General features: G+C 63.2%; 23 protein-coding genes. 7 read left to right on the plus strand and 16 right to left on the minus strand.

Annotation, left to right across the window (positions count from 1 at the left end; translation table 11 throughout):
- Positions 1 to 18: 18 nt before the first annotated feature.
- The 11 genes from QQL76_RS12360 to QQL76_RS12410 form a co-directional block, all read right to left on the minus strand.
- Positions 19 to 1524 (minus strand): tripartite tricarboxylate transporter permease, encoded by a 1506-nt coding sequence (locus tag QQL76_RS12360; RefSeq protein ID WP_499207901.1) that lies wholly within the window; start codon positions 1522 to 1524, stop codon positions 19 to 21.
- A gap of 10 nt (positions 1525 to 1534) precedes the next feature.
- Positions 1535 to 1999: a tripartite tricarboxylate transporter TctB family protein gene (locus QQL76_RS12365; RefSeq protein ID WP_499207902.1), complete on the minus strand. Its 465-nt coding sequence runs from the start codon at positions 1997 to 1999 to the stop codon at positions 1535 to 1537.
- Positions 2000 to 2137: 138 nt separating this feature from the next.
- Complete coding sequence (locus QQL76_RS12370; protein WP_499207903.1) at positions 2138 to 3124, minus strand: tripartite tricarboxylate transporter substrate binding protein BugD; 987 nt, start codon at positions 3122 to 3124, stop codon at positions 2138 to 2140.
- 188 nt (positions 3125 to 3312) lie between these two features.
- Positions 3313 to 4650, minus strand: coding sequence for a sigma-54-dependent transcriptional regulator (locus tag QQL76_RS12375; RefSeq protein ID WP_499207904.1), 1338 nt, complete (start codon positions 4648 to 4650; stop codon positions 3313 to 3315).
- Entirely contained in the window at positions 4647 to 6491 is a 1845-nt protein-coding gene (locus QQL76_RS12380; protein ID WP_499207905.1) for a sensor histidine kinase, read from the minus strand. The genes QQL76_RS12375 and QQL76_RS12380 overlap by 4 nt, the downstream gene beginning before the upstream one ends.
- 115 nt (positions 6492 to 6606) lie before the next feature.
- On the minus strand, positions 6607 to 8454 hold the full coding sequence (locus QQL76_RS12385; RefSeq protein ID WP_499207906.1) for an ABC transporter ATP-binding protein: 1848 nt from the start codon (positions 8452 to 8454) through the stop codon (positions 6607 to 6609).
- 71 nt (positions 8455 to 8525) lie between these two features.
- Positions 8526 to 9734 carry an energy transducer TonB family protein gene (locus QQL76_RS12390; RefSeq protein WP_499207907.1) on the minus strand — a complete coding sequence of 403 codons (1209 nt, stop codon included), beginning with the start codon at positions 9732 to 9734 and terminating at the stop codon, positions 8526 to 8528.
- Positions 9731 to 10126 carry an ExbD/TolR family protein gene (locus QQL76_RS12395; RefSeq protein ID WP_404862301.1) on the minus strand — a complete coding sequence of 132 codons (396 nt, stop codon included), beginning with the start codon at positions 10124 to 10126 and terminating at the stop codon, positions 9731 to 9733. Before QQL76_RS12395 ends, QQL76_RS12390 begins: the two co-directional genes overlap by 4 nt.
- Positions 10127 to 10148: 22 nt before the next feature.
- Complete coding sequence (locus QQL76_RS12400) at positions 10149 to 10532, minus strand: biopolymer transporter ExbD (protein ID WP_404862300.1); 384 nt, start codon at positions 10530 to 10532, stop codon at positions 10149 to 10151.
- Positions 10532 to 11242: a MotA/TolQ/ExbB proton channel family protein gene (locus QQL76_RS12405; RefSeq protein WP_499207908.1), complete on the minus strand. Its 711-nt coding sequence runs from the start codon at positions 11240 to 11242 to the stop codon at positions 10532 to 10534. The genes QQL76_RS12400 and QQL76_RS12405 overlap by 1 nt, the downstream gene beginning before the upstream one ends.
- A 16-nt stretch (positions 11243 to 11258) precedes the next feature.
- Positions 11259 to 11555, minus strand: a complete 297-nt coding sequence (locus QQL76_RS12410) for a hypothetical protein (protein ID WP_499207909.1) — start codon at positions 11553 to 11555, stop codon at positions 11259 to 11261.
- Positions 11556 to 11883: 328 nt separating this feature from the next.
- Between QQL76_RS12410 and QQL76_RS12415 the strand changes: the two genes are divergently transcribed.
- Complete coding sequence (locus QQL76_RS12415) at positions 11884 to 12237, plus strand: PRC-barrel domain-containing protein (protein ID WP_126013397.1); 354 nt, start codon at positions 11884 to 11886, stop codon at positions 12235 to 12237.
- A gap of 112 nt (positions 12238 to 12349) precedes the next feature.
- On the opposite strand, the gene QQL76_RS12420 is transcribed toward QQL76_RS12415, so the two are convergent.
- Positions 12350 to 13873, minus strand: coding sequence for a helicase HerA domain-containing protein (locus tag QQL76_RS12420; protein WP_499207910.1), 1524 nt, complete (start codon positions 13871 to 13873; stop codon positions 12350 to 12352).
- A gap of 312 nt (positions 13874 to 14185) precedes the next feature.
- Between QQL76_RS12420 and QQL76_RS12425 the strand changes: the two genes are divergently transcribed.
- From QQL76_RS12425 to QQL76_RS12440, 4 genes are all read left to right on the plus strand, one after another.
- Entirely contained in the window at positions 14186 to 15346 is a 1161-nt protein-coding gene (locus QQL76_RS12425) for a DegT/DnrJ/EryC1/StrS family aminotransferase (protein WP_499207911.1), read from the plus strand.
- Between the two features lie 127 nt (positions 15347 to 15473).
- Positions 15474 to 16832 (plus strand): bifunctional UDP-N-acetylglucosamine diphosphorylase/glucosamine-1-phosphate N-acetyltransferase GlmU, encoded by a 1359-nt coding sequence (glmU, locus tag QQL76_RS12430; RefSeq protein WP_499207912.1) that lies wholly within the window; start codon positions 15474 to 15476, stop codon positions 16830 to 16832.
- A 51-nt stretch (positions 16833 to 16883) separates the two neighbouring features.
- Entirely contained in the window at positions 16884 to 18710 is a 1827-nt protein-coding gene (glmS, locus tag QQL76_RS12435; RefSeq protein WP_499207913.1) for a glutamine--fructose-6-phosphate aminotransferase, read from the plus strand.
- Between the two features lie 357 nt (positions 18711 to 19067).
- A complete protein-coding gene (locus tag QQL76_RS12440; RefSeq protein ID WP_499207914.1) occupies positions 19068 to 20120 on the plus strand; it encodes a porin in 1053 nt (350 codons plus the stop codon).
- A gap of 210 nt (positions 20121 to 20330) precedes the next feature.
- Here the strand turns inward: QQL76_RS12440 and QQL76_RS12445 are convergent, their stop codons facing one another.
- Positions 20331 to 21209, minus strand: a complete 879-nt coding sequence (locus tag QQL76_RS12445) for an alpha/beta fold hydrolase (RefSeq protein ID WP_499208364.1) — start codon at positions 21207 to 21209, stop codon at positions 20331 to 20333.
- A gap of 50 nt (positions 21210 to 21259) precedes the next feature.
- A complete protein-coding gene (locus tag QQL76_RS12450; RefSeq protein ID WP_499207915.1) occupies positions 21260 to 23359 on the minus strand; it encodes a lytic transglycosylase domain-containing protein in 2100 nt (699 codons plus the stop codon).
- A 328-nt stretch (positions 23360 to 23687) separates the two neighbouring features.
- Between QQL76_RS12450 and dapA the strand changes: the two genes are divergently transcribed.
- Positions 23688 to 24569: a 4-hydroxy-tetrahydrodipicolinate synthase gene (gene dapA, locus QQL76_RS12455; protein ID WP_499207916.1), complete on the plus strand. Its 882-nt coding sequence runs from the start codon at positions 23688 to 23690 to the stop codon at positions 24567 to 24569.
- 12 nt (positions 24570 to 24581) lie between these two features.
- Positions 24582 to 25055 carry an SsrA-binding protein SmpB gene (smpB, locus tag QQL76_RS12460; protein WP_126010834.1) on the plus strand — a complete coding sequence of 158 codons (474 nt, stop codon included), beginning with the start codon at positions 24582 to 24584 and terminating at the stop codon, positions 25053 to 25055.
- Between the two features lie 8 nt (positions 25056 to 25063).
- Here smpB and QQL76_RS12465 read toward each other — a convergent pair whose 3' ends face one another.
- Both QQL76_RS12465 and QQL76_RS12470 read right to left on the minus strand, forming a co-directional pair.
- Positions 25064 to 25954 carry a GNAT family N-acetyltransferase gene (locus tag QQL76_RS12465; RefSeq protein WP_499207917.1) on the minus strand — a complete coding sequence of 297 codons (891 nt, stop codon included), beginning with the start codon at positions 25952 to 25954 and terminating at the stop codon, positions 25064 to 25066.
- 119 nt (positions 25955 to 26073) lie between these two features.
- On the minus strand, positions 26074 to 26922 hold the full coding sequence (locus tag QQL76_RS12470) for a hypothetical protein (protein WP_499207918.1): 849 nt from the start codon (positions 26920 to 26922) through the stop codon (positions 26074 to 26076).
- Positions 26923 to 26940: the final 18 nt, after the last annotated feature.

The raw sequence follows: 26940 nt of genomic DNA on the forward strand, positions 1-26940 counted from the left end.
GCGCGCCGATAAAAACTGTCAATCGTCTTCGACAAACACCTCTTCGCGCTTCCTGCGCACCGACGGCAGCACCGCGACGACGACGGCGGCAACCGCGAAGGCGAGCAGAACGGCCGAGATGGGACGTTCAACGAAGATCATTGGATCGCCGCGCGAGATGATCATGGCGCGTCGCAGATGCTCTTCCAGAAGCGGTCCGAGGACGAAGCCGAGAAGTAGGGGCGCTGGCTCGCAGCCCAGCTTGACCAGCAGGTAGCCGATGAAGCCGAAGACGACGATCGCATAGACGTCGAAGACGTTGAGGTTGATCGAGTAGCAGCCGATGCAGGCGAATGCGATGATCGCCGGGAAGAGCACCTTGTAGGGGATCGTCAAGAGCTTCACCCAAAGGCCGATCAGCGGCAGGTTCAGCAGAACCAGCATCAGATTGCCGACCCACATCGACACGATGATGCCCCAGAAGAGGATCGGTTCGTCGTTGATCACGTTCGGACCGGGCGTAATGCCCTGAATGATGAACGCGCCGATCATCAGCGCCATGACCGGATGCGCCGGAATGCCGAGCGTCAGCATGGGGATGAACGAGGTCTGCGCGCCGGCATTGTTGGCTGATTCCGGGCCCGCTACACCCTCGATCGCGCCTTTGCCGAACGTTTCGGGGTGTTTTGATATGCGCTTTTCAAACGAGTAGGAGGCAAAGGACGACAGGACGTGGCCGCCGCCCGGCAGAATGCCAAGCACCGATCCGAGCGCGGTGCCACGCAGCACCGGCGCGATGATGCGCTTGAAATCGTCTTTGGTCAGCCAGAGGTTTTCCACCTTCTTCACCAGCACGTCCCGCGTCGTCTCGTGCTCGAGATTGCGCAGGATCTCAGCAACGCCGAACACCCCGACTGCGACCGAGACGAAGTTGATGCCCGAGTAAAGCTCGAAAAAGCCAAAGGTGAAGCGCGGTGTGCCCGTGTAGATGTCCTGACCGACCATGCCGAGCAGCAGGCCAAGCACGATCATCGCCAGCGCCTTGAGCACGGAACCGTGGGCAAGCGCGATCGACGCGAGGAGTCCGAGCACGATCAGCGAGAAATACTCCGGCGCACCGAAATTCAATGCCGCACGGGCAAGCGGTGGTGCTGCAACGGCGAGGATCAGGGTCGCCACCGTGCCGGCGAAGAACGAGCCGAGCGCGGCGGTCGCAAGCGCTGGTCCCGCACGCCCCTGTTTGGCCATCTCGTAGCCATCGATCGCCGTGACGGCAGACGAGGATTCACCTGGCAGGTTGATCAGGATCGCCGTGGTCGACCCGCCATATTGAGCGCCGTAATAGATGCCGGCGAGCATGATGAGCGCCGTGACCGGCTCGAACGAGAATGTGATCGGCAACAGCATGGCGATTGTCGCAGTCGGGCCGATGCCTGGCAGAACGCCGACCAGCGTACCGAGCAGCACGCCGACGAAGCAGTAGAGCAGGTTGGTCGGGTCGAGGGCAGCGGAAAAGCCGATGCCGAGATTGGCGAGAAGTTCCATCGGCTGGTCCTCAGAGTGGTAGCCACGGGCCAAAGAGCGCGATCGGCACGCTGAGCCCGTAGATGAAGATTGCAACGCAGAGCGCCGTGATGCTCGTCGCGAGAACAAGCGCGCTCGCAAGCGTGTTTCGGCGGCTGGCGAGGCTCGCCATCAAGAGCGCTACGAAGAGGCTCGGGACCAGGCCAAGGCCGCGAATAGTGAAGCCGAAAAAGGCGATGGCACCAAGCAGCAGCACCATCCCGCGCCATGGCACGATGCCGAATTCGGAAGGCTGCGCATCACGCGCCATGCCTTTGACAACGATGGCGATGCCGAGGATGCACATGAGGCCGGCGAGCACGAGCGGGAAATATCCCGGTCCCATGCGAAGCGCCGTCCCGATCTGGTAGCCGGAGGCGGCATAACCGAACGCGATGCCGATCCCGATGAAGATCAGGCCGGACGCAATGTCATTGAAGGATTTCTGGTTGCCCATGGAGAGTCGTCGCTCCCTGTGGCGCGGACCATCTGTGTCCGCAGCCTGAGCCGCGCGAAGCGGCGGTCCTCGATCAAGAAGATGTCCGGGGCGCGTTTTGGCGCACCCCGGGTCAGTCGTATCAGCCGAAGCCGCTGCTTACTGCTGAGCCATTTCGCCCGCAGCTTCGATGATCGGAGCCCACAGGTCGATTTGCTCGGAGAGATATGCCTCGTGTGCCTCCGGCGTTGCCTCTTCCAGCGAGACCGGCCTGGTGCCGAGCTCGGCGAAGCGCGTGATGACGTTCTCGTCCTGAAGCGCCGTCTGAAGCGCGGCGGTCAGTTTCTCGATCACTTCCGGCGGCGTGCCGGCAGGAGCGTAGAGGCCATGCCAGACGCCGACCTGAAACTCTTCGAGGCCCGCTTCAGCGGTCGTCGGGAGGTCCGGCAGTGCGTCGAGGCGCTCGGGTGTCGTCACGGCGTAGCCTTTGACTTCGCCGCTGGTGATCTGACCGGTCGTGTTGGTGGTCTGGTCGCACATGAAGTCGACCTGGCCGCCGAGAAGATCGGTCATGGCAGGACCCGTGCCCTGGTAGGGAACGGTCGTGACCTGCGTGTCGATGGCGCTCATGAAGAGCAGGCCGCAAAGGTGCGACGCAGCGCCGATTCCGGCATTGGCGTAGGTGACGCTGTCGGCATTTTCCTGAACGTAGGTGACGAGCTCTTCGAACGTATTCGGCTCGAAATCCTTGCGGGCGATGACGGTCATCGGGACGTTGGTGACGAGGCCGATCATCTCGAAATCTTCGAGCGGGTTGTAAGCGAGATCCGGGTAGAGCGTCGGCGCGGTCGACATGCCGATATGGTGCATCAGGATCTGATAGCCATCGGCTGGCGCATTGGCCACCTGAGTGCCGGCCAACGTACCGCCGGCTCCGGCGACGTTCTGGACGATGACCTGCTGACCGAGTTCGGCCGACATGGGCTCGGCGATCAGACGGGTAACGGTGTCGGTGGGGCCGCCGGCCGCGAAGGGCACGACGATGGTGACCGGGCTGGTCGGATAGTCGGCCTGCGCGAAAGCGATGCCGGCACTGACGGACGTCATTGCAGCAGCCGCCAGAAGAGCGGTCGTAAGTTTTTTCATGATTTCCTCCCAAACGATAGAGCCACTGACAGACCGCCAGTGGAGATCGTGGGTCATTAAGAGCGGCTCTTAACCCCGTGGCAACATATCAATGGGGCATCCCGCATGATTGGAAGCGGCGGGCGGTCCGAATGGGTGGAAAACGTAACATAGGGGCAGTGCCATGGGTCGTCGGCGACCCATCAGGATCAGTTCTGGTTGTGATCGCGTCGATCAAGGCCGTAGCGCTGCATCTTTTCGTAAAGCGTCTTGCGGGAGATCCCGAGTTCTTCATAGACCGGTTTGAGGGTACCGCCATGGGCAGTGAGCAGGCTCGCGATCACGCCACGCTCGAATTCCGATACGCGCTCCGACAGCCGGTTGGAAACGGCAACTGGCTCGGCTTCGGTGGCAAGGCCAAGCCCGATGACGTAGCGTTCAGCCGCATTGCGCAACTCGCGCACATTGCCGGGCCAGAGCCTGTTCGATACCTCGCTCATGACGGAGGGAGGCACGTCGATGTCTTCGCGCCGATGCCGTGCCGCCGCCTCGCGAACGAGCTGGAGAAAGAGCAGGGGCACGTCCTCCCGCCGCGCTTGCAGCGATGGCACCCGCAGCGTCACGACATTCAGCCGGTAGAGCAGGTCGGCCCTGAACCGTCCGGCGGCGACGTCTTCGTCGAGTTCCGTCTTGCTTGTTGCCACGAAGCGCACGTCGAGCGGCAAGGTCTCGTTGGAGCCGAGACGGCTGATCACCCGGTCCTGGATGACGCGCAGAAGTTTTGCCTGCAGGCCGATTGGCATCGAGCCGATCTCGTCCAGCAGCACGGTACCGCCACGCGCGTGCTCAAACTTGCCGTATCGCGCCCGCATGGCACCTGGAAAAGCACCGGCCTCGTGGCCGAAGAGCTCGCTTTCGATCAGCGCTTCGGGCAGCGCGGCGCAATTGATCGCGATGAAGGGCTTGCCGGCACGGGACGAGAAATCATGCAGCGCGCGAGCCACCACCTCCTTGCCGCTGCCGGTCTCGCCGATGATCAGCACGTCGGCATCGGTAGCGGCAACGGCGCGCAGCCGATAACGCAGATCGATCATCACCTGGGTTCGGCCGGGCATGCGGGCTTCCACGTCATCGCTTTTGCCGGCGACGGCGCGCAGCAGCCGGTTCTCGAGCACCAGCCGACGCCGGTCGATCGCGCGCGCTGCCACATCGGCGAGATGCTGGGACGTGAACGGCTTCTCGATGAAGTCATAGGCGCCTTCACGCATGGCTCGCACGGCAAGTTGCACGTCGCCATGGCCGGTTGCGAGGATGACCGGAATATCCGGATCGATCTCGTGGATGCGGCCCATCAGCGTCATCCCGTCCATGGCCGGCATGCGGATATCGGTGATGACGATGCCGTTGAAGCCTTGCGTCGCCAGTTCCAGCGCCGCCTCCGCATGGCCGAGACTGCGAACCTGGAAGCCGGCAAGATCGAGCGACTGGGCGGCGGAGCGCCGGACTTCCTCCTCGTCGTCGATGAAAAGAACGAGCGGCGCCTTCATTCGGCTGCCTCGTTCAAGCTGAGCTCGGCGGCATCGAGCGCGATGGTGAAGACCGCGCCGCCTTCAGGATGACGCTCGACACTCAAGTTCCCGCCGAAGTCCTTGACGATGTTGTAGGAAATCGAAAGCCCAAGACCGAGGCCCTTGCCGACGCCCTTGGTCGAGAAGAAGGGGTCGAACACGCGCCCGACAATGCCCTCCGGTACGCCGGCACCGCGGTCGCGGACGGTGATCAGCACCTGCGAACCGGAGCTGCGGGCCGTCAGATCTATGCGACGGTCATCCAGCCCTTCGACGGCATCGGCCGCGTTGGAGATGATGTTGACCAGCACCTGCTGCAGCCTGACCGGCCCGGCGCGGACGATGGGCGGTACCGGGCCGAGGTCGATGTGGATCTCCGCGTCTGCAGCCTTCAGCCGCCACGCGATGACTTCCATCGTGTCTGCGACCACCTGCTCGAGCGGAACGGCGCGGAGCTGCCGGTTCGGCATGCGCGCGAAATTGCGCAGATGCTTGCTGATCGAAGCCATGCGCTCGGTGAGCTTGGAAATCCGGGCGATGTTGTCGCTCGCCTCGACGACCCGGCCGCGCTCGATCAGCACGGCGGCGTTGTCGGCATAGTTCCTGACCGCGGCAAGTGGCTGGTTGAACTCGTGCGAAAGGGCTGCCGACATCTGGCCGAGAGCCGCAAGCTTGCCGGCCTGCACGAGATCGGTCTGCGTCTGGCGCAATTGCTGCTCCGTCGCCCGGCGCTCGCTGACTTCCGTTTCGAGCTGCCGGTTGACGGCTGCAAGATCGGCGGTGCGTTCGGCGACCCTCTGCTCCAGCTGTTCGCGTGCGGCACTCTGCAGTCTCGTGCGCTCTTCAAGCCGTGCGCTGCGCTGCAGGATGAAGGCGGCCGCAAGCGTTGCGAGCCCCAGCACCATCAGCGCAGCGGCGATGAGCGTGAGGGCTTGGGTGCGCGCCGATGTCGTGTCGAGAAGAACCCGCACCGTCCAGCCGGCTTCGTCCATCGGCTCGCCGAGCATGAGAAATTCTTGGGAAGCGCGTGATCCGCCGATCGCGATCAACTGGTGTTCTTCAACCGAGCGTGCGCGGCGTATCGGCAGATCGAAAAGATCCGCATCGGCATAGCGCCGCGAGATCTGCGTGCGCTCGATGCGATCGGGTGTCAGAGGCTCCAGCGCGGAATAAAGCCATTCCGGGCGGCTCGTCATGAAGACGATCTCTTCGGGATCGGTGACGATGATCTCACTGTCGCCACCGGCCCAGGTCGCCTCGATCATGTCGACATCGACCTTGAAGACGACGACTCCGCGCACCACGGCCCCGATCCGGATCGGTGCGGAGAAGTAGTAGCCCCGTTTGAGCGAGGTTGTGCCGAGCGCGAAGAACCGCCCCTGCCGGCCCTCGACAGCCTCGGTGAAATAAGGGCGGTAGGAGAAATTCTCCCCGATGAAGGAAACGTCGCCATCGAAATTGCTTGCCGCGATCGTCTCGCCGTTCGGCAGCATGACATAGATGTCTGAGGAGTTCAGCAGCGCGTTGATGCGCTTGAGATACGCGTTGCCGCGGTCTCTAAGCGCTTGATTGTCGGCATCGATCACCATCGCCTGAATGATCGGATAGTCAGCCACGACCGATGGCAGCGCCTCATAGCGTCTGAGATGACCGCGAAGCGCCGCAACCGCGAGCCGCAAGGTGGTCTGGGCCCGGGTCTCGGCTTCGTCCAGATAGGCGCGCTGGGCGAGAGGGGAGCCAAGCGCCACGATCAGCGTGGCGAGAATGGCGAACGACGCCCCAAGCAACAGCCAGCGCTGGAACGGTGACACGACTTTCACTGCTCGGCCCATCCTGATCGGGCCGCTGTCATGTGTCGGCCCCAGCGGCACTATACCCAAGCGCAAGTCCTGCACAACAAATCCGCGCGGCAGATCAGTCCCTTGGGCCGCAACGTCAGGACCGCGCCGCCTTCGATATCTCCTCGACCGTCCCGCTCTCGCGCGGCGCTTCGCCGGTCTGGATGCTCCACAGCGTACGGTAGAGGCCCGGCTGGCGGATCAGCTCGGCATGGGTGCCGGATTGGGTGAGGCGGCCCTGTTCCATCACATGGATCGTGTCGGCATGCACGACGGTCGACAGACGGTGGGCGACGAGAATGACGGTGCGCTGACCGCGCATCTTGGCGAGCGACCGCTGGATCGCGGCTTCCGTCTCGTTGTCGACGGCGCTGGTCGCCTCGTCGAGAATGAGAATGCGCGGGTCGAGCAGAAGGGCGCGTGCGAGCGCAATACGCTGGCGTTGGCCGCCCGAAAGCTTCTGGCCATATTCGCCGATCGAGGTGTCGTAGCCATCGGGCAGGGCGCTGATGAAGCTGTCTGCCTCCGCAAGCCGGGCCGCCGCTATGACCTCGTCACGGCTTGCGTCAGGGCGTCCATAGGCGATGTTGTCTGCCACCGAGCCGGCAAACAGCGTCACTTCCTGCGGCACCCAGGCCATCGAGCGCCGAAGCGCCTTGATCGTCCAGCGATCGAGCGTGACGTCGTCGAGCGCGATGGAGCCTGACTGAGGGTCGAGGAACCGACCGATCAGCTTGATCAGGGTCGACTTCCCGCCGCCGGTCGGACCGACGAGCGCAACCGTGTGGCCTGCTGGAATGTCGAGATCGATCCCGTTGACGCCGCCATTGCTCGTCTCGTAGCGGAACGCGACGTTCTTCAGGGCGAAGCGGCCGTCGACGGCAACGTCATGGGTGCCCTCGTCCTTGGCGATCGGCTCGTTGAGCAGGCTCAGAATGCGCCGCGTCGATGCCATCGCGCGCTCGTAAAGATCGACGACTTCGGCCAGGCCGGTCATTGGCCAGAGCAGCCGCTGGGTAAGGAAAACGAGAAGGCCGTAAGCGCCGACTTCCATCGTGCCGTTTAGCGTCATCCAGCCGCCGATGAGAAACGTCGCCAAGAAGCCCGACAGGATCGCCATGCGGATGATCGGGATGAAGGCGGACGAGATACGGATCGCGGCGCGGTTTGCGGTCAGATAGCCGACACTTTCCTGCGACAGCGCTTCCGTCTCGCGTTCTTCGGCGCCAAAGGCGCGGATTGTGGCGAGGCCCTGCAGGTTGGTCGTCAACTTCGCACCCAATTGGCCAGCACGTGCGCGCACCGTGTCGTAGCGGGTCTGGGCGCGCTTCTGGAACCAGAACGCGCCAAAGATGATCGCCGGGACCGGCAGGAAGGCGACGACCGCGATGAGCGGCGAGACGATGAAGAAAACCGTGCCGACGAGGATGACGGCGGCAAAAGTCTGGATCAGCGTGTTTGCGCCACCGTCGAGAAACCGCTCTAGCTGGTTAATGTCGTCGTTGAGGATGGTGACGAGGTTGCCGGAGCGCTGCTCCTCGAAGAAGCGCGTCGGCAGATACTGTGCGTGGTTGTAGCAAAGGATGCGCAAGCGGTGCTGCACGTCCTGCGCCAACCCGCGCCAGAGCACCTGGTAGATATATTCGAACAGCGACTCGCCGAACCAGATGAGGAACGTGGCGATGCCGAGCGCGATCAGCTGGTCGGTCGGGTCGCTCAAGCCGAGCTGCGCCACGAAGGACGCCTCGCCGCGCACCACGACGTCGAGCGCGATGCCGATGAGGATCTCCGGCATCACGTCGAAGATCTTGTTGATGATCGAGGAGGCCGTCGCCATCACCACGCGGCGGCGTTCGTCGCGGATCAGGCGAAAGAGCACCACCAGCGGATGGCCACGAGTCAGATCGGCATTGTCGAGGTGGATGCGAGGCGGACGGTCGGCCATGGTCAGGGATCTTCGCCAGAAATATGCCGGGTAGGGCATGCGGGAAAATGGAGCGTCGAGCTATAGGCGGCTCAGCGCGTGAATGCCAGCGGCACCGTGAAAGGCCATGAGGAGCGGCCTGCTGCCTGAGGAATTTGCGGGAAGGGCGCGGCCCGCTGCACGGTTTCGATGGCCGCCTGATCGAGCACCGGCGAGCCAGAACTGCGCACGACGGAAATGCCGCTGACTCCGCCGCCTGCCGCAATGGTGAAGCTCACATGCACTTCGCCTGTCAGGCGGTCCCGCCGCGCAGCTGCCGGATAGCGCAGCGCGCGCCGCAGCTTTGTCACCACCTGGCCTGGATAGTTGGAGACTGCAGCGTTGCCGGCGACTTGCGCCTGGGCACTGGCCTGTGACCCTTGCGTGGCCGCGCCAGATTGCGCCTGGCCATTGCTGGTGCCCTGGCGCTGCTGTGCCTGTTGCTGCCCTTGATTGCCCTGCGGTTGTGGCGCCGGGCGAGCCGGTTCCGCGACCTGGCGCGGCGGTGGCGGGGGCGTATAGGCGGGACGGGGCGTCGGGATCGGCGCATTTGCAATGGGGTCCGGCAGCGGCTCGATCGTCTCTGCACTGACGATCGGTGCCTCTTCGGGCGCGCTTTCGGCTTCCAGCGGCTCCGGCTCCACGGGCACCGTTTCCTGCTCCACCGTTTCGGATGGCTCGGGCTCGATCGGTGCCGGCTCTTCGGCAACGACGATGCCATCAGCCGAAAGGGCGATCTCCTCGACCGGCGCTTCCGGCAAAGTCTCTGCCTCGGACTCTGGCGTTTCCACAGGCGCTTGCTGCGGCGTGATGGGCTGTTCGGCCGTTTCCACCGGCTCGACGGGAGCGGTCTCTACCGGCTCGGGGGCAACTTCGCCCACCAGTTCTGCGTCCTCGAACGCGTTGCCGATCATCGAAACCGAAATGGGGCCACCCCCAGCGATCTGGATATCCGGCGTCCGGTTCATGAAGGCAGCCGTTGCCCCCAGATGGATGGCGACGGAGGCGAGCAGGGCAATCGTCTGAAGCGACAGACCGGCGCCGTGGCGGCCGCGCGCAACGAGCGGCAGATCCGCGGGCTCGATGGCATCTGCGTCGGCGGTCGATTGCGCTGGCAGTGATCGATGAGCATCGGCCAGCCCCTCGATCAACGTCGGCTGCGTACCGGCTGGGATAAATTCGATCGGCTCGAAGTCGCTGCCGCCGGCGGGAGGCTCGGCGTCATAGCTCGTCAGCGCGATCAGGGGCTGCGGGCGGCTCATGGTGCGGCGCGCTCCGTCATGACGGTCACAGTCTCGACGCCGAGCGCACGCAAGCCGCTGGCGATCTCGATCAGGTCAGATGCGGGCAGCGCTCGATCGACGAGCAGCTTGGGCCTATCCGCAGCATTCTCGCCGTCGGTGTATTCGGCAGCCCAGGTCTCGAGCGTCACTGGTTGGCCGCGATACCAGAGCGATCCATCGGCGCGGATCGCGAGCGTGTCGGCCGGTGCCGTCCGTTCTGCTTCGCTCGTGCTGATCATCGATACTTCCTGGTCGATGGGCGGCGTCAGCGATCCGGCGACCAGAAAGAAGATGAGCATGAGAAACACCACGTTGATGAGCGTGATGGTGTTCTCGGGCGCTGTCTTCTTCTTGGGGGCGGGCAGTTTCATTGCTTCGTTCCAATCGCCATCGTCATTGCGCAACGCTCAAGGGGATGGCGCTTGCGCCGCGGATCGCCTCGATGGCGCTGATCAATTCCTGCGACTGCGCCTCGCCGCGCACCAGAAGCACGGCCGATTCCGCGCCGCTTTCTTCAAGCCGCGCGACCTCTGCGGCGACGCTCGCAATATCGGCATGGGCGAGGCCATTGACGCTCCACCCGTCATCCGCCAACCGCACCAGCACGTCCGGCGTGCCGGACGAGCCGGTCGTTGCCTGCGCGCCCGTCAGCTCAACCTCGGCAAACCGCGTGAACGTCGAGGAAAGCATGAAGAACAACAGCAGCAGGAAGATCACGTCGATCAGCGACGTAAGCGACAGCCGTCTTGCTCTTCGGACGGAGGCCTGGACGCGCATCAGTAGGCAGCGCTCCGCGCGTCGACGGTGGCGGCAAAATCGCGATGTGGTTCGCTCTCATGCCCATCGCGCAGGCCGAGCGCGCGCGACGATAGGAACGCACCGGTAAGCGTCTCCACGGCGACGCGCTCGTTTTCGACGCGGGACTCAAACCAAGTGAGAAGCAGCGACACCGGCATCGCGACCGCGAGGCCGACAGCCGTGGTCAGAAGCGCGACCCAGATGCCGCCGGCGAGAATGGACGGATCGACGGCATTGCCGGCGCCTTGCAGGCTCTGGAAAGCCTCGATCATGCCGAGAACCGTGCCGAAAAGGCCGAGAAGCGGCGCAATCTGCGCAATGGCATCCATCGCACGAAAGCCCCGCTGCAGCTTGTGCAGGCGGTCGACGGCGATACGGCTGACTTCTTCCTCGACCGCCGCTTTGGACACCGAGCGCCGCACGGATAGCCGCATGGCGGTGACCATGGTTTCGGAGACGAGCGAACGGTCGTTTGCCACCGCTGCTTCCGCGCCGCGATAGTCTCTCTGGCTCCATAGCTCGATCGCCTTTCGGGCCCGTCCGTGTGCCCCGACGCGCTCGCGGGCGAACTGCACGAACTTCATCAGGATCAGCGCGAGCGCGAACACCGAAAGGACGAGCAGGACGCCGACGACCCAGCCGCCGAGCTCGAGAAAATTGGCGATGATGTCGATGATCTGGTTGATCACGCTGTGCCCTCCGGCGTCAGTTGGACAATTCGATGTCGGATCGGCTCGAGGCCGCGAGTGAGACGATGCAGGCGTCCTCTGGCAGGTCATCGCTCTCGCAGGTCGCCACATCGTTCACGAGCACGCGGGACAGCGATGAACAGGCCGCTCCACCAATGTTGAACTGACGAACGCGCGTGCGGCCTGCGGGAACATCCTGAAAGTCGAGCACCGTCATGCGCTCCACCAGGCCTTCACCGTTGAAGAACACCATTTGATACGAAGCCTTGGAGATATCGCTACCGAGCCCGCTTTCGACGACGAACGTCATCATGCAGCCGTTCTCTGTCTCTGCCGTAGCATTCAATTCCAGCGATAAGCCCCGAGGCTCCGGCGCCGTCTGCGCTTGCGCCGGCACGGCCAGGAGGGCGCAAAGAAGAGAGAGAAGGGAGGGCGCTGCACGGTTCATGAAGATCTCGAGCTCGGTGGATCCGGAAGTTTCCGACCGCTTAGCAGCACCTCGACCTAATAGTCTACCAAAAAACTCACCTTTAGCGTGGGTTCACGCGAGAAGGCGGTGTTAAATGTTGCGTGAAGCCAAATCGAGGAACCTCGGATTCCCCGTAGCGTTTCCCCTGCATCGAAAAAGGGAGTGCAGAACGATGAACGTCTCTTCTGAAAATATCCGCGCGACACGCGTTGAAGGCACCGAAGTCCGCAACAGCGCGGGCGAGCACCTCGGCAGCGTCAACGACCTTGTTATCGGAAAGCGAGATGGCAAAGTGAAGTACGCCATCATGTCGTTCGGTGGCTTCCTCGGGATCGGTGAGGAATATCACCCGCTGCCATGGGAAAAGCTCACCTATGATGAGCGCCAGGGCAGCTATGTAGTCGATCTTTCCAAGGATCAGCTCGAAGGTGCACCGCGCTACGCCCGTGAACGCGAGTTCGACTGGGGCGATACCGAAAGCACCCGCCGCATCAACGACTATTACGGCGTTCCGCCATACATCTGATCTTCGAACATAGCCGGCTCTGAGGCGACATCAGAGAGGAAACCACCTTGGCGGGCCGCATCGGCCCGCCCTTTTCGTTTCCAGACCGGCTATATTGGTTTCCTAGGGAGACTTAAGCTGCAGACAGAGAAACAGGGTTTGCTTCCGGCCCGTCGGCAGCCCCGGGACCGGTTTCGCAGCCGAGATCCGGGAAAGCCACGATCCGTTTGCCGGAAAAATCTGTCCGCACCACCGTCAGCCCGCGCTCCTCGAAATAGTCCAGCAGCCGTCGCGCCCGGCGCGTAGAATGTGTGCCGTAGGCCCGGGCCAGTGTCGCATCCGACGGGCAGGCGGCACCCGTGAGCGCTGCCTTCGCGACCAGTATGAAAACCGCCTGGACATCGTCGGGCAGAGACTCCGCCAGATTGGTGACCTGCCGCCAGTCGTCGCTCGCCGCCATTTCCGCATCGATGCCGACGCGGGCGAGCGCAAAGCGCCGCCGGAAGACGGCGAGAGTCACAGCCGGCCCGGGAAGCCTTGCGATACGGGCCCGCACCAGAAAATCCTGGTACAGCTCGCCGTCGCTCCGGAATGCGGCGTCGGGATCGGCGACGATGGCCGTCAGCAGCCCGTCGATCATCCGGTCGCGCTCGAAAGCCGCCGTTTCCGTCTCGGCTTCGCTTAGCTCCTCTTCGTCCTCGTCCTGCGCGCCGGCCGGAGCGGCCTTGGCGAGTTCGGCCAGAATATCGGTTGTGGGTCGCGGCGGCGGTGCGGTTCGGCGCGTCATCACGACCGGCTCGGCTGGACCCGGCGTAAAGATCAGATCACGTGCTTCCTCCGGTGCTGGCGCGTCGGGCAGGGGCGTCAATTTCGGGCTGGTCGAGCGGGCTTCGGTCTCGACCCGTCCGATGGCGATCGGCAGCGGACGACGTGAGAGCGCCGGGCCAAGCGCCACGAATTGTCCGCGCTTCAGGTCTCTGAACATTTCCGCCTGCCGCCGGTCCATGCCGAGCAGGTCGGCGGCGCGCGCCATGTCGATGTCGAGAAAGGTGCGGCCCATCAGGAAGTTCGAGGCTTCGGCCGCGACGTTCTTGGCGAGCTTGGCGAGACGCTGCGTCGCGATCACTCCGGCGAGTCCACGCTTTCGGCCACGGCACATGAGATTGGTCATGGCGCCGAGCGAAGCGCGTCGCGCATCTTCGGCCACGTCGCCGGCTGCCGCAGGCGCGAACAGCTGGGCCTCGTCGACCACCACGAGGACCGGGTACCAGTAGTCGCGCTCGGCATCGAACAGGCCGTTCAGAAACGTTGCGGCCGACCGCATCTGCTGGTCCGCCTCGAGACCTTCGAGGTTGAGGACGCAGGAAACACGGTGCTGACGGATGCGCGCGGCGATGCGCAGCAATTCCTGTTCCGAGCGTGCCGCATCCACAACCACATGGCCGAACCGGTCGGCAAGGGTGACGAAGTCACCTTCGGGATCGATGATGCACTGCTGGACCCAAGGCGCACTCTGCTCCAGGAGCCGCCGCAGAAGGTGCGACTTGCCGGAGCCGGAATTGCCCTGAACGAGAAGACGCGTCGCGAGCAACTCTTCGAGATCGAGCAAGGCCGGCTTGTTCTCGCCTGTCTCTCCCATGTCGATGTCGACGCGCATTTGGTCTCCCGGATGTCAGCCAAGCCGTCTACCTAGCATCTCGAAGCCCGGTCATTCGCCCCTCGTGGCGCAAAACCCACAGATGTTTGGCGATGGGTTGCTATCACGCACCATGAACTGACCCAATCTCTCGTGCATGGCGCGCACGTTGGGGCGGGTTGTTGCATGGGTGATTCTGTGGCAGTCATCGAACCGATCGGCTGCGTACCGCGCCGGGTTCCCCCGCACATTATCGCCTGTCCGCGATTGGACAGCATGAGCGCGTATCCGGTATTGCGATGCCGGTCGCCCCAATTGCATGAAAGGCCAGTCATGTCGGAACAACCCATTCCATTCATCGATCTCGCAGCCCAGCAGGCCGTGATTCGTCCCAAGATCGACGCTGCAATTGCGCGTGTCCTCGATCACGGCCAGTACATCATGGGCCCCGAGGTCGCCGAGTTGGAAAAGCGCCTGGCCGAGTTCTGCGGCGCGACCCATGCCATTGCCTGCTCCAACGGCACCGACGCCTTGGCTCTCGGTCTGATGGCGAAGGACGTGCGTCCCGGCGATGCGATCTTCTGCCCGAGCTTCACCTTCGCCGCCACCGGCGAAGTCGTCGCCTGGCTTGGCGCGACACCTTATTTCGTCGATATCCTCGAAGACACCTACAACATGGATCCGGAAAGCCTGAGCCAGGCGATTCTGGACGCCAAGGCTGCCGGTCATCGTCCTGTCGGCATCATCCCGGTCGATCTGTTCGGCCAGGCAGCCGATTACGATCGGATCGAGCCGATTGCCGAGGAAAACGGCCTTTGGATGATGTGCGACACCGCTCAAGGGTTCGGCTCGACCTACAAGGGTCGCGTCACCGGTTCGATCGGCCATATCGCCACGACCAGTTTCTTTCCCGCCAAGCCGCTCGGCGGCTATGGCGATGGCGGCGCCATCTTCGTCGGCGACGACGAACTGGCCAAGATCATCCGGTCGCTGGTCAACCACGGCTATGGCAGCGAGCGCTATGACAATGTCCGCATCGGCATGAATGGCCGGCTGGATTCGATCCAGGCCGCCATCCTGATCGAGAAACTCGCGCTGTTCCCCGGCGAAATCGAGGCGCGAGACAGGGTCGCGAAGCGCTACAGCGATGGACTTTCAGACGTCGTCGTCACGCCTGTCGTCATGGAAGACACGCGTTCGACCTGGGCGCAGTACACGATCAGAGCACCCGGTCGGGATCGCTCAAGCATTCTTGACGCGCTCAAGGCGAAAGGCATCCCTACGGCGATCTATTATCCGAAGCCGATGCACGTGCAGACTGCGTACCAGCATTACCCCAAGGCGGGTGGTGCGCTGCCGGTCTGCGACAGGCTTGCAGCCGAGGTCTTCAGCCTTCCCATGCACGCCTATCTCGACGAGGCGACGCAGGATCGCATCATCGATGCGGTGCGAACCGTAGTTCCCACAATTGTGAAGAGTGCAGCCGCCCGTTAATCGGGAATTGGTCATGCTGCGTCGAGAGAGGCCGACAGATGCCGGTGTTTGCTTTTTGGCAAGCCCGGCAAGCTAGGCAGGCAGTCGATCGGCTTTTTCGAGGGGCTTTCAGGGACAAGGATCGACTATGAGCGGCAGATCATGCTTGGCGGTGGTTCTGGCAGCGGGCGAAGGCACGCGGATGCGCTCCGACCTGCCGAAGGTGCTCCATAAGGTGGCCGGTCTTCCAATGGTTGGCCATGTCGCGGAAGCCGCGCGGCAGGCCGGCGTCGATCGCCTCGCGGTGGTGGTCGGCCGGGGCGCCGAAGCGGTCTCGGCGGCACTGAGCACCCATGACGTGGCGACACATCTTCAGACGGAGCGGCTCGGAACGGGCCATGCTGTGCTTGCCGCCCGCGATACGATCGCGCTTGGCTTCGATGATGTGCTGGTGCTCTTCGGCGATACGCCGCTGCTTTCCACCGAGACGATCGAACGTGCCCGAAGTGCGTTGGCATCAGGCGCCGATATCGCTGTCGTCGGCTTCCATGCCGCGGATCCAACCGGCTACGGTCGCTTGATCGTCAAAGGCGACACGGTTTCCGCCATTCGTGAACACAAGGATGCGAGCCCAGAGGAGCGCCAGATCACGCTCTGCAATGGCGGCGTGATGGCGATTTCGGGCAGCCGGATACTCGGCTGGCTCGACCGGATCGGCAACGACAATGCCAAGGGCGAATATTACCTGACCGACATCGTCGCGATCGCCGTATCGGAAGGCGCACGCGTCACTGTCGTAGAGGCGCCCGCCGAAGACCTCATGGGTGCCAACACCCGTGTCGAGCTAGCCGAGCTCGAAGCTGCCTGGCAGCGCCGCCGCCGCCGCGAGCTGATGCTGTCCGGCGTGACGATGCAGGCGCCCGAGACGGTGTTCCTCGCCTATGATACCGCGATCGAGCCCGACGCATTCCTGGAGCCGAACGTTGTCTTCGGCCCTGGTGTCACGATCGGAGCGGGCAGCGTCATCCGCGCATTCTCCCACCTGGAAGGCGCGACGGTTGCCGCCGATTGCGAGATCGGTCCATTCGCGCGGCTGCGGCCGGGCGCGGACCTGTCCGAAAAGGCCAAGGTCGGCAATTTCTGCGAAGTGAAGAAGGCCAAGATCGGCAAGGGCGCCAAGATCAATCACCTGACCTATATCGGCGACGCCGAGATCGGCGCGAAGTCCAATATCGGCGCCGGTACGATCACCTGTAATTACGATGGCATCAACAAGCACCTGACGTCGATCGGCGCCGGTGTCTTCGTGGGTTCGAACACGTCTCTGGTTGCCCCGGTCGCGATCGGAGACGGTGCCTATATCGCATCGGGCAGCGTCATCACCGAAAACGTATCAGCCGATGCGCTGGCTCTCGGGCGCGCACGCCAGACCGAAAAGCCGGGCCGGGCAGTCGATATCCGTGCCCGCAACGAGGCAGTGAAGGCGGAACGATCCGCCGGCAAGTGACGCGCGGCTTCGGTCGCACCTTTGAAGATTGAGATAGCGGGGACAGCCAGCATGTGCGGAATCATTGGAATCATCGGCACCGAGAGCGTGGCGCCGCGCATGGTCGATGCGCTGAAGCGGCTTGAATATCGCGGCTATGATTCCGCCGGCGTCGCGACGCTCGAAGACGGCAAACTCGATCGCCGCCGTGCCGAAGGCAAGCTCGTCAATCTGGAGAAGGTGCTGGCCGGCAACCCGCTCGCCGGCACGATCGGCATCGGCCATACGCGCTGGGCGACCCATGGCGCGCCCACCGAAAATAACGCGCACCCGCATTTCGTGGGCGGCGTCGCCGTCGTGCACAATGGCATCATCGAGAATTTCGCAGCGCTTCGTAGCGAGTTGCGTGCCAAGGGCATCACCTTTCACTCGGAGACCGACACCGAAACGGTCGCCGCGCTCATCTCTACGCTGATTGCGGAGGGCGCCGATCCCGTGGCGGCCATGCGCGAGGCGGTGAAGCGCTTCGAAGGCGCCTATGCGATTGCGGTGATGGTTGAAGGCGAGGGCGGCATGCTGTTGGCGGCCCGCCACGGACCACCGCTCGCCATCGGTCACGGCAATGGCGAGATGTTCCTGGGCTCCGATTCCGTCGCGCTGGCGCCCTTCACCGACCGCATCACCTATCTGGAAGATGGCGACTGGGCGGTCGTGACCGCTGATACCGCCACCATCTACGACCGCAGCGGCGCCGCGGTTACGCGCTTGGAAACCCGGTCGCAGGTCATAGCGAGCGCGGTCGATCGCGGCAATCACCGCCATTTCATGGAAAAGGAAATCTACGAGCAGCCGGAAGCGATCAGCCGGACCATGAGCCGCTACATCGATTTCGCCGAGCTGAAGAGCAAGCCGATCGATGGCTCGATCGACTTTTCGGCCATCGATCGCCTCACCATGTCGGCCTGCGGCACCGCCTTTTATGCCGGCGTTGTTGGCAAGTACTGGTTCGAGCGCTATGCCCGCCTGCCGGTGGAGATCGATATCGCGTCGGAATTCCGCTACCGCGAGATGCCGCTCGGCCCGCGCGATGCGGCGATGTTCATCTCCCAGTCCGGCGAGACCGCCGACACGCTCGCCTCACTGCGCTACTGCAAGGACAATGGGCTGCCGATCGGCGCCGTGGTCAATGTCCAGGAATCGACCATCGCCCGCGAAGCCAACGCGATCTTTCCAACGCTTGCCGGCATCGAAGTCGGCGTCGCGTCGACCAAGGCATTCACGGCGCAGCTCACCGTGCTCGCGTCGCTCTCCATCATCGCCGGCCGGCAACGCGGCACGATCGATGACGCGCGCGAAGCCGAGCTCTGCCAGGCTTTGGTCGAGATCCCCGGACTGATGACCAAGGCGCTGAACGAAATCCAGCCCCAGATCGAGAAGCTGGCGCAGGAACTGTCCCATTATAAGCATGTGCTCTATCTCGGCCGCGGCACGTCCTTCCCGCTCGCCATGGAAGGCGCTCTCAAGCTCAAGGAAATTTCCTATATCCACGCCGAGGGTTATGCGGCCGGTGAGCTGAAGCACGGGCCAATCGCGCTGATTGACGAGACGATGCCCGTCATCGTCATCGCGCCTTATGATGCGGTGTTCGCAAAGACCGTTTCCAACATGCAGGAAGTCGCGGCGCGCGGTGGACGCATCATTCTGATCACCGACGCCGAAGGTGCGGCCGCGGCAGACATGGAAACGATGGCGACGCTCATCGTGCCGAAGGTTCCAGAGATCGCAGCCCCGATCGTCTACTCCGCACCCATCCAGTTGCTCGCCTATCACACCGCCGTATTCATGGGCACGGATGTCGACCAGCCGCGCAATCTCGCCAAGTCGGTCACCGTCGAATAATCGACTCGCATACGAATCGTGGGGTGCAGCGCCCCCGATTCTCGGCCTTTCAGAGCCCTTGTCGGCCCCTCACGCGGTTGCAGACCGTTCCAATTTCCCTTTTTTCATTAATCATCTTTTAAGGGGTGGATGGGCCCGCGGCGAAATCGTGGCTTTTGTGCAACAAGGCCATTCCATAGGGGCCACATTCATGCCCAAAAGCGGAAATGCAGATTGCTTCAAATGCGCCGCCGCGTATTTTCAATCTCGGAAGCGCGGACAGCAAGTCCAACTTCTCTTGTTGGGGATGGGGCAGGGAAAGCTGTCCTTCAGCAAAATACCCAGACCCGTTTGAAACTTTTGACTGGAGGTCAGAAAATGAACATTAAGAGCCTTCTTCTCGGCTCCGCTGCGGCTCTGTTCGCAGTTTCTGGCGCCCAGGCTGCTGACGCGATCATCGCTGCTGAGCCTGAGCCCCTGGAATACGTCCGCGTCTGCGACGCTTTCGGCACTGGTTACTTCTACATCCCCGGCACCGAGACTTGCCTTTCGGTCGGCGGTCGTATCCGCCTCGACTACGGCTTCGGCGCAAACGGCTTCACGAACCCGGTTTCGGGCGAAGAAGGCTGGGCAAAGCGTTCGCGCGCTTACCTCTACCTCCGTTCGGCAACGGACACCGAGTGGGGCCCGCTCACGACCTACACCGAAATGCAGATGCAGATCGACAACAGCGACTATTTCGATCCGGCTGACGCTTTCAACAGCGAACTCGGTGCCACTGCAGAATCGCGCCTGCCTTTCGCCACGATCTCGCTCGGTGGTCTGACCATGGGCAAGAGCGAATCCATGTTCACGCAGTGGACGGATTACGCTGGCTCGGTCATCAACGATGGTATCGTTGGTTTCGGCCCGTTCGACGCTCAGCTGATCAGCTACACCTATGACGCCGGCAACGGCTTCTCGGCAATGGTCTCGATCGAAGACGACATCTCCGCTGGCATGGGCTACATCCCGGACGTCGTCGCTGGTGCTAAGTACGAAGCTGGCGCATTCGCTCTGTCGGTTGTCGGTGGTTACGACGAAAACATCGACGAAGGCGCTGTCAAGGCTCGCCTCGACGGTTCGTTCGGCGGCTTCTCGGCCTTCGTAATGGGTGGTTACTCCACGAACGAAGCTGGCAACCGCTTCGCAAACTGGGGTGGCGACTGGGCTGTTTGGGGTGGTCTGTCCGCTCCGGTCACCGAGCGCATCACCTTCAACACCCAGCTGTCGTATGACGAAGACGAAACCTTCGGCGCAGTCGGCAACCTGGTCTTCAACGTTGCTCGCGGCTTCGACGTCACGACTGAAGTCTTCTACGTCGACAACTTCGACGCAGTTGGCGATGTCGACGACATCGGCGGCACGATCCGCTTCCAGCGCACGTTCTAATCGGTTCCTACCGGTTTGATGGAAAGGCCCGGCAGCAATGCCGGGCCTTTTCGTTTGTTGGTCTCAGACAGGTGGGGGAGAGCATCGTTGAGAAAATGGTTCTGGCCAGCACTGGTCATCGCGGCACTGATCGTGACGCTCACGCTTTGGTTCAGCTGAAACGAGAGCCAGGTCACAAAGGCGCAATAGCTTGTAAGACTGCACGCGGTCTTATAGCGAGGCGCGCTCGATGAATTGCGCAATTGCAGTGGGAATGTCCGCGCTATGGGGCAGGGGGGCGTGGCCTTGCCCGGCAACGACTAGGGTCTCCATGCCGGGGTGCCGCTTCTCCATCTCCGTCACGGTCGCCTGCGATAGAAGCTGAGAGTTCTCGCCACGGATCGTCATGACCGGTACGTGAGCCAACGCATCGAATTGCGGCCACAGCGTCGGAAGCTGCGTGTTGAAGTCGATCGCGTTGAGCTGCTTGATGATCGCCTGATCGAAGTCAGGAACGATCTTGCCTTTGCGTTCGACATAGATGGCTTCGGCCATCTCCCGCCAGTCGCTTGGCCCAAGCGCGGGAAAAGCTTTTCCGTGCGCTTGCTTGAGGATCTCCACGGCTTGATCCCAATCTTTCGGTTGGGGAAGGCGGGTCAGATAGCCGCGGATCTGCGCAAGCCCGGCGCCTTCGATCACAGGCCCGGCATCATTGAGAATGGCGGCCGCAATCATCGTGGGTCGGGTCGCGGCCAGAAGGTGGATGATCAGCGCACCGCGCGATGTGCCGAAAAAGATCGCCCGTGGGACATCGAGTGCGGCCAGCGCGGCCTGAACGTCGTCTGTCTCGACTGTGAGCGAATAATTGCCGGCATTCTTGTCGCGATCTGAACCGCCGCGCCCGCGATAGTCGAGGCAGATGACGCGGCGAGGCTCGACCGCAGGCGCCATCGAGCCATTGCTGAACACCGTCGCAAATTGATGGAAATCGCGGGCGTTACGGGTAAGACCCGGAAGGCAGACAATCGGCAAGTGTCCGCTGCCGGCTGGCCCACGGTAATCGCGCGCATGCAGGCGCAACCCATCCGCCGCGCTGATCGCGACGGACATAAAGCCGGCTGCAACGGCTGGTGAGGTTGCGTTGCCGCTGATCGTTTGGCTCACGTGCGCCCGAAGCGCAGATCATGGACGATGTCCGTCTGTGCCCCGAGCCGCGTCTTGTAGACCTGGTAGTTCTCCATGACGCGCTGCACGTAGTTGCGCGTTTCCGGGAACGGGATGCGCTCGATCCAGTCCACGACCTCTTCGATCGACTTGCCACGCGGATCGCCGTAACGCGCGATCCACTGGGGCACGCGGCTCGGCCCGGCGTTGTAGCCGATGAAGGTGAGGATGTAGGACCCACCGAAGTCGGCGATCTGTTCGCCAAGATAGTGGGCGCCGAGCGTTGCGTTGTAGCCGGCGTCTTCGGTAAGCCGCGCCGGTGCGTAGGAAAGGCCGTGGCGGGCGGCAACACCCTTTGCCGTTCCCGGCAGAAGCTGGAGCAATCCGCGGGCATCTGCAGGAGAGACGGCGGCCTTGTTGAACTCGCTCTCCTGGCGGGCGATCGAATAGGCAAGCGCTTTGCCTGAGCTCGAAATGTTCGCGCTCGGCGGAATCACGCCAATCGGGAAGGCGAGAGCCGCTACATCGACGCCGCGATAGAACGCTGCCTTGCCGACGCGCAGCGCGGTCGTGTGGTCGCCGCGCGATTCGGCCATGTGCGCGAGCAGTGCCAGTTCGCCGGGGCTGTCGATCTGGTCGGCAAGGGCCCGGTAGAGAAGGTTCGCCCGGCTCTCATGGCCCGCATTCTGCAAGCGGCGGATGGCGGTCGCTGCCTGCCGGCTCGCGAAGCGGTCCCGTTCGGCCTGGGTGGGAGAGGGGTATGCGACGCTCAGCGCATTGCGGCCGATCTTTGCTGCGGCCAGCTGGCCGTAGAACGTCGTCTGGTGTTGTGCGGCCGCGGCGTAATATTCACGCGAATTGCCCGGTCCGCCTGCCTCGGCCGTGCGACCAAGCCAGTAATAGGCGCGCGACGTGGAGAGTGGACGGTTGGAGATTTCGCGGATGCGCTGGAAGTGCGTGTGCGCGGCAGACGGGTTGTTCAGCGCCCGCAGCGCGTACCATCCCGCATGGAACTCCGCATCGACGCGGTCGACCGCGCCTTCGGCAAGATGGTTGCTGACGATGCGGTAGGCGAGGCTTGGATTGCCGGCATCCATGACGCCGCGCGCGACGATGCGCTGCTCGTTCCACCAGGCATCCGGTTCGATGATGGCGGCCTTGTCGCGTGGGGCGCTCAGCAGCAGTTCGGCGGCTTCTGTATATTTGTCCTGCTGGCGCAGATAGCGGATGCGCGCATGCAGATAGCTCGGATCGCGGTGCCAGGATCTGTCGACCGCGTTGAGCAATGCACCTGCGTTCGATGCACGTTGGGCGATGGCAGCCCGTGCGCGGAAGAGCGAGTTCGCTTCGCCCTTCGACGCGAAACGCTCGGCTTGGGAAACGCGGTCGCGATAAAGCAGCATATCCATGCGGCGCTTGTGGTCGGCGACGGTGAGAATGCTGTCGAACTCCCGCAGGAAGAGGTTTTCCTGGTTGGTGTTCATCGTGTCGTTGTGCCACGCCCGTGAAACGAGCGCTTTGGCCCGGCCGAGATCACCCTTCTGCTTCAGCGCGCGGGCAAGCACGATCACGCCCTCCGGCGTTGTAGGATCGCTGTTGGCAAACGCCGCGATGACCTGGTCCGGATGCGGGTTCTCCTCGTGAAGGGCGCGCTCGGAATGGCCGCGCAACGCGTCGAGACCCGGCCAGCCCTGAAGCTGGCTGGCAGCTGCCGCGATCTCGCGCGAGGGAACGCCCTTTGCGCCGGAAAGCGCGATAGCCCAGGTGAGAATCTGCCGGTCGAGGCTGCCTGCGGGCATGCTGTCGCGCACCGAGCGGGAAACCGTCACGTCGCGGCCGATCGCGTCGAGGCCGCGCTTCAACGCTGCGCTCGCAGTGCCTGATGTTTCTGCCGGGCTCGTCGGCCGCAGGATCGCACCGGTGATATCGCCTGCCGAAGGAGCCGGAACTGCCTGATACCCGGTGGCGACGGTGGCCATGTCGGGTCGGAACACGGGCATCGGAACCGTGCTTGGCGGCACGAACTGCGCTTGCGCTGCCGTCGAGGATAGAGCCACGAGCGTTGCGACCAGGAGAATAGGCGTCTTGTTCGGCATGATCAGGTGCGTCTCTAACGATGAACTCGGAACTGATTGCCCGTCATGTGGTCGCGCGGGACCACATTCCTTCGGGTCTGGATGATCGTGCCATGGCATCGGTGAAGCAACGGTTAATCAATGGTTAGGTCTCACGCTTAAATTGTACCGAAAACCCTTGAGAACAGGGCGCCTCGGAGCTGAAATCGGGCTTTGCCGTGCTTGCGGCGCATTCCGCAGGCGACTATGGTGCGCCGCTTCGATCCGGCGGCACCAACCGCTTCGTGAGAATGCATAGCACAATATGGCCAAAGCATGGGATGCTTTCGGCCCGCCTCCGGGAGCCGTAATGTTCAAGGGATCCATTCCAGCGCTTGTGACGCCGTTCGACGACGATGGAGCCATCGACGAGAAGGCTTTTCGCGCCCATGTCGAATGGCAGATCGAGGAGGGCTCGACAGGCCTGGTCCCGGTCGGCACCACGGGTGAGTCGCCGACGCTGTCGCATGAGGAGCACAAGCGGGTCATCGAGCTTTGCATCGAAGTGGCGGCCGGGCGCGTGCCGGTCATGGCGGGGGCAGGGTCCAACTCCACACACGAGGCCGTCGATTTCGCCAAGCACGCCGAACAGGCTGGGGCCGATGGCATCCTCGTCGTCACGCCCTACTACAACAAGCCGAACCAGCGCGGTCTTTACGAACACTATGCCGCGATCGCGCGCGCCGTGACGTTGCCGATCTTCATCTACAACATTCCTGGCCGCTCGATCATCGACATGCTGCCGGAGACGATGGCGCGGCTTCACGCGGAGTTTCCGCATATCGCCGGCGTCAAGGATGCGACGGCGAAGGTGGATCGCGTCTCCGAGCAGCGCGCCGCCTGCGGATCGGAATTCATCCAGCTGTCGGGTGAGGATGCGACGGCGCTCGGCTTCAATGCCCATGGTGGCGTCGGCTGCATTTCAGTAACGGCGAATGTCGCGCCGCGCCTTTGCGCGGATTTCCAGTCGGCGATGCTTCAGGGCGATTTCCGCAAGGCGCTTGGGCTTCAGGATCGGCTGATGCCGCTCCATCGCGCTCTGTTCATTGAACCGAACCCGGCAGGTGCCAAATATGCGTTGTCGAAGCTTGGCCGCATGAAGAATATCCAGCGCAAGCCGCTCGTGCCGGTCGAGGCAGCAACCGCGGAGCGTCTGGATGAAGCTCTGCGTCACGCCGGGCTTACAAACTGATCGGGACTGAACATGGCTAAGCCGGGTACGCCGGCGCGCAAGATCGTTGCGGAGAATCGCAAGGCGCGTTTCAACTACGAAATCGTCGATACGTTCGAAGCGGGGCTCGTGCTGACGGGCACCGAGGTGAAGTCGCTGCGCGAAGGCAAGGCGAACATCGCTGAGTCTTACGCCACGGAGGAGGGCGGTGAGCTGTGGCTCATCAACTCCTACCTGCCGGAATATCTGCAGGCCAACCGCTTCAACCATGAGACCAGGCGTCGCCGAAAACTGCTGCTGCACAAGAAGGAAGTCGATCGCCTGTTCGCCTCGGTGAACCGGGAAGGCATGACGCTCGTGCCGCTGAAGGTCTATTTCAATGAGCAGGGCCGCGCGAAGCTGGAACTGGCGCTCGCCCGCGGTAAGAAGCTGCACGACAAGCGAGAAACCCAGAAGCAGCGCGACTGGCAGCGCCAGAAATCCAGGCTGCTGCGCGACCACGGCTAAGCCGTAATCTAGATCCGGGCCAGTTCCGGTAGCCGGCCGATCCTGCCCTTGGGCGATGGCCGGCCGAGCGAAAACAGTATTCCGGCTGCCTCGTCCGTCTCCGACCGCTCAAGCTTTTCTGAATCCTCGATGCTCAGCCAGCCCTGCGGGTTGAAGCCGAAGCTCACCGTTTCGACCGGCCCGCTCGCCAGCATCGGAACGTGGGCCATGATCGTGATCTTGCGGGGCGTGACGATGTCGCAAATGTGCAGGTTTGCGCCTGTCTGCTGCACGATCACGATGGCTTCGGGATCGATCAGACGTTTCACCGTGAGCGCGCGGTGGCTGAGATGCCAAAGCAGGATCGGGTAGTAGTTGACCGCGCTGAAGTCTTCGCTGAGTTCGATCGCCTCGCGGCACGCGCTTCTGAGCAGCGCCCGGTCATCGGCCGAGCCTATGTCGAGATCGACTGCTGAGACAAGCGAGGGAAAGGCCGATACCGGCAGCTGGAACTGCCACTCGGTGATCCTCTCGAAGCCAAATCTCGGGTAGATTGCAACGGTGTCGGAGACGGCGAAGATCAGCGTCGTGCGGTTGTCGAGCGGCGGGAGCGCCAGAATATGCTCCATGAGCCGGCGCATATGACCTTGGTTGCGCCGATCCGGCCGGGTTGCGATAGCACCGAGCTGGTAACCGGCGGAAATCGCGCCATCGACAATGAAGCGCATCGACATGCGCCCGACAGTCGCGATGATCTCGTCGTTTTCCATGAGCGCGAAGGCCGTGTAATCGTCGCCCCACCCGCCGCGGTCAGCCCAGGGCCTGAATTGTTGTTCGCCGGAAACCTGCGTGATGAACGCGACGTAGCTGTCGTGCAGCCCATGGTCCCGCGGACCTATCTCCACGAGCGCAGTTTCCATGGTGGGAAAATCTCGAGGGAATGTAACAAGCATATCGTTACACCATTTGCTGTGCCGTAGCTTGCGAAATTTGGGGGTGTCACGGCTCGATTCGCGACACCCCGGCACTTATCGTCCGATCACTGGAGGCCAGCCTGCTGCACCAGGTTGCACAGCGCGTCCAGGTCCGGCGAATATGCTTCCCGCGGCGAAAGCACTTGGCGGCAGGTCAGGAGCACCTTCTGCCGGTCGCTCGCGGACATGTTGTTCCAGCGGTCGATCATGCCTTGCATTTCAGGCGTGCCCGGAATGCCAGGGGTGCCCGGCGTACCGGGTGTTCCAGGGGTGCCTGGCGTACCTGGCGTGCCAGGGGTACCGGGTGTACCAGGCGTTCCGGGCGCACCCGGTCCACCGATGCCGACATCCACGCCGGCGTCGATGCCGTCATTGCCGCCAATGGAAACGCCGCCGCCGGCATTGATCCCGCCGCCGCCGCCAATCGAGGCGCCCACGCCAGCGTCGACGCCGTCGCCGCCGCCGATCGAGGCGCCCACGCCAGCGTCGACGCCGTTGCCGCCGCCGATCGAAGCACCGGCGCCTGCGCCGATCCCGTCACCGCCACCGATCGAGGCGCCGGCACCTGCGCCGATACCGTCACTTCCGCCAACGGAAGCTCCGGCGCCTGCGCCAATCCCGTCACCGCCTCCGACTGAAGCTCCGGCACCGGCGTCGACACCACCTCCGCCGCCAATTGACGCGCCGGCACCGGCGTCCACGCCGTTGTCGCCGCCGATCGATGCACCGACGCCGGCTCCGATGCCGTTGTCGCCACCGATGGATGCGCCGACACCAGCGCTGATGCCATTGTCACCGCCGATGGAAGCGCCGACCCCGACGCCGAGGCCCTGTGCTGAGAGAGGACCGGAAGAAGCCAGAAGGACCGCCGTCATGGCGGGAACGAAGAATGCAGTTCGTGATGGTTTGATCATCAGAATACCTCCGCTTGC

The organism is Rhizobium albus (assembly GCA_030160035.1).
GTDB classification, from domain to species: domain Bacteria; phylum Pseudomonadota; class Alphaproteobacteria; order Rhizobiales; family Rhizobiaceae; genus Georhizobium; species Georhizobium albus.

Bases quoted from the DNA above. Each gene is read 5' to 3' on its own strand.
- QQL76_RS12360 (WP_499207901.1), bottom strand. From the start codon at position 1,524: ATGGAACTTCTCGCCAATCTCGGCATCGGCTTTTCCGCTGCCCTCGAC.
- QQL76_RS12365 (WP_499207902.1), bottom strand. From the start codon at position 1,999: ATGGGCAACCAGAAATCCTTCAATGACATTGCGTCCGGCCTGATCTTC.
- QQL76_RS12370 (WP_499207903.1), bottom strand. From the start codon at position 3,124: ATGAAAAAACTTACGACCGCTCTTCTGGCGGCTGCTGCAATGACGTCC.
- QQL76_RS12375 (WP_499207904.1), bottom strand. From the start codon at position 4,650: ATGAAGGCGCCGCTCGTTCTTTTCATCGACGACGAGGAGGAAGTCCGG.
- QQL76_RS12385 (WP_499207906.1), bottom strand. From the start codon at position 8,454: ATGGCCGACCGTCCGCCTCGCATCCACCTCGACAATGCCGATCTGACT.
- QQL76_RS12390 (WP_499207907.1), bottom strand. From the start codon at position 9,734: ATGAGCCGCCCGCAGCCCCTGATCGCGCTGACGAGCTATGACGCCGAG.
- QQL76_RS12395 (WP_404862301.1), bottom strand. From the start codon at position 10,126: ATGAAACTGCCCGCCCCCAAGAAGAAGACAGCGCCCGAGAACACCATC.
- QQL76_RS12400 (WP_404862300.1), bottom strand. From the start codon at position 10,532: ATGCGCGTCCAGGCCTCCGTCCGAAGAGCAAGACGGCTGTCGCTTACG.
- QQL76_RS12410 (WP_499207909.1), bottom strand. From the start codon at position 11,555: ATGATGACGTTCGTCGTCGAAAGCGGGCTCGGTAGCGATATCTCCAAG.
- QQL76_RS12415 (WP_126013397.1), top strand. From the start codon at position 11,884: ATGAACGTCTCTTCTGAAAATATCCGCGCGACACGCGTTGAAGGCACC.
- QQL76_RS12420 (WP_499207910.1), bottom strand. From the start codon at position 13,873: ATGCGCGTCGACATCGACATGGGAGAGACAGGCGAGAACAAGCCGGCC.
- QQL76_RS12425 (WP_499207911.1), top strand. From the start codon at position 14,186: ATGTCGGAACAACCCATTCCATTCATCGATCTCGCAGCCCAGCAGGCC.
- glmU (WP_499207912.1), top strand. From the start codon at position 15,474: ATGAGCGGCAGATCATGCTTGGCGGTGGTTCTGGCAGCGGGCGAAGGC.
- glmS (WP_499207913.1), top strand. From the start codon at position 16,884: ATGTGCGGAATCATTGGAATCATCGGCACCGAGAGCGTGGCGCCGCGC.
- QQL76_RS12440 (WP_499207914.1), top strand. From the start codon at position 19,068: ATGAACATTAAGAGCCTTCTTCTCGGCTCCGCTGCGGCTCTGTTCGCA.
- QQL76_RS12445 (WP_499208364.1), bottom strand. From the start codon at position 21,209: ATGTCCGTCGCGATCAGCGCGGCGGATGGGTTGCGCCTGCATGCGCGC.
- QQL76_RS12450 (WP_499207915.1), bottom strand. From the start codon at position 23,359: ATGCCGAACAAGACGCCTATTCTCCTGGTCGCAACGCTCGTGGCTCTA.
- dapA (WP_499207916.1), top strand. From the start codon at position 23,688: ATGTTCAAGGGATCCATTCCAGCGCTTGTGACGCCGTTCGACGACGAT.
- smpB (WP_126010834.1), top strand. From the start codon at position 24,582: ATGGCTAAGCCGGGTACGCCGGCGCGCAAGATCGTTGCGGAGAATCGC.
- QQL76_RS12465 (WP_499207917.1), bottom strand. From the start codon at position 25,954: ATGGAAACTGCGCTCGTGGAGATAGGTCCGCGGGACCATGGGCTGCAC.
- QQL76_RS12470 (WP_499207918.1), bottom strand. From the start codon at position 26,922: ATGATCAAACCATCACGAACTGCATTCTTCGTTCCCGCCATGACGGCG.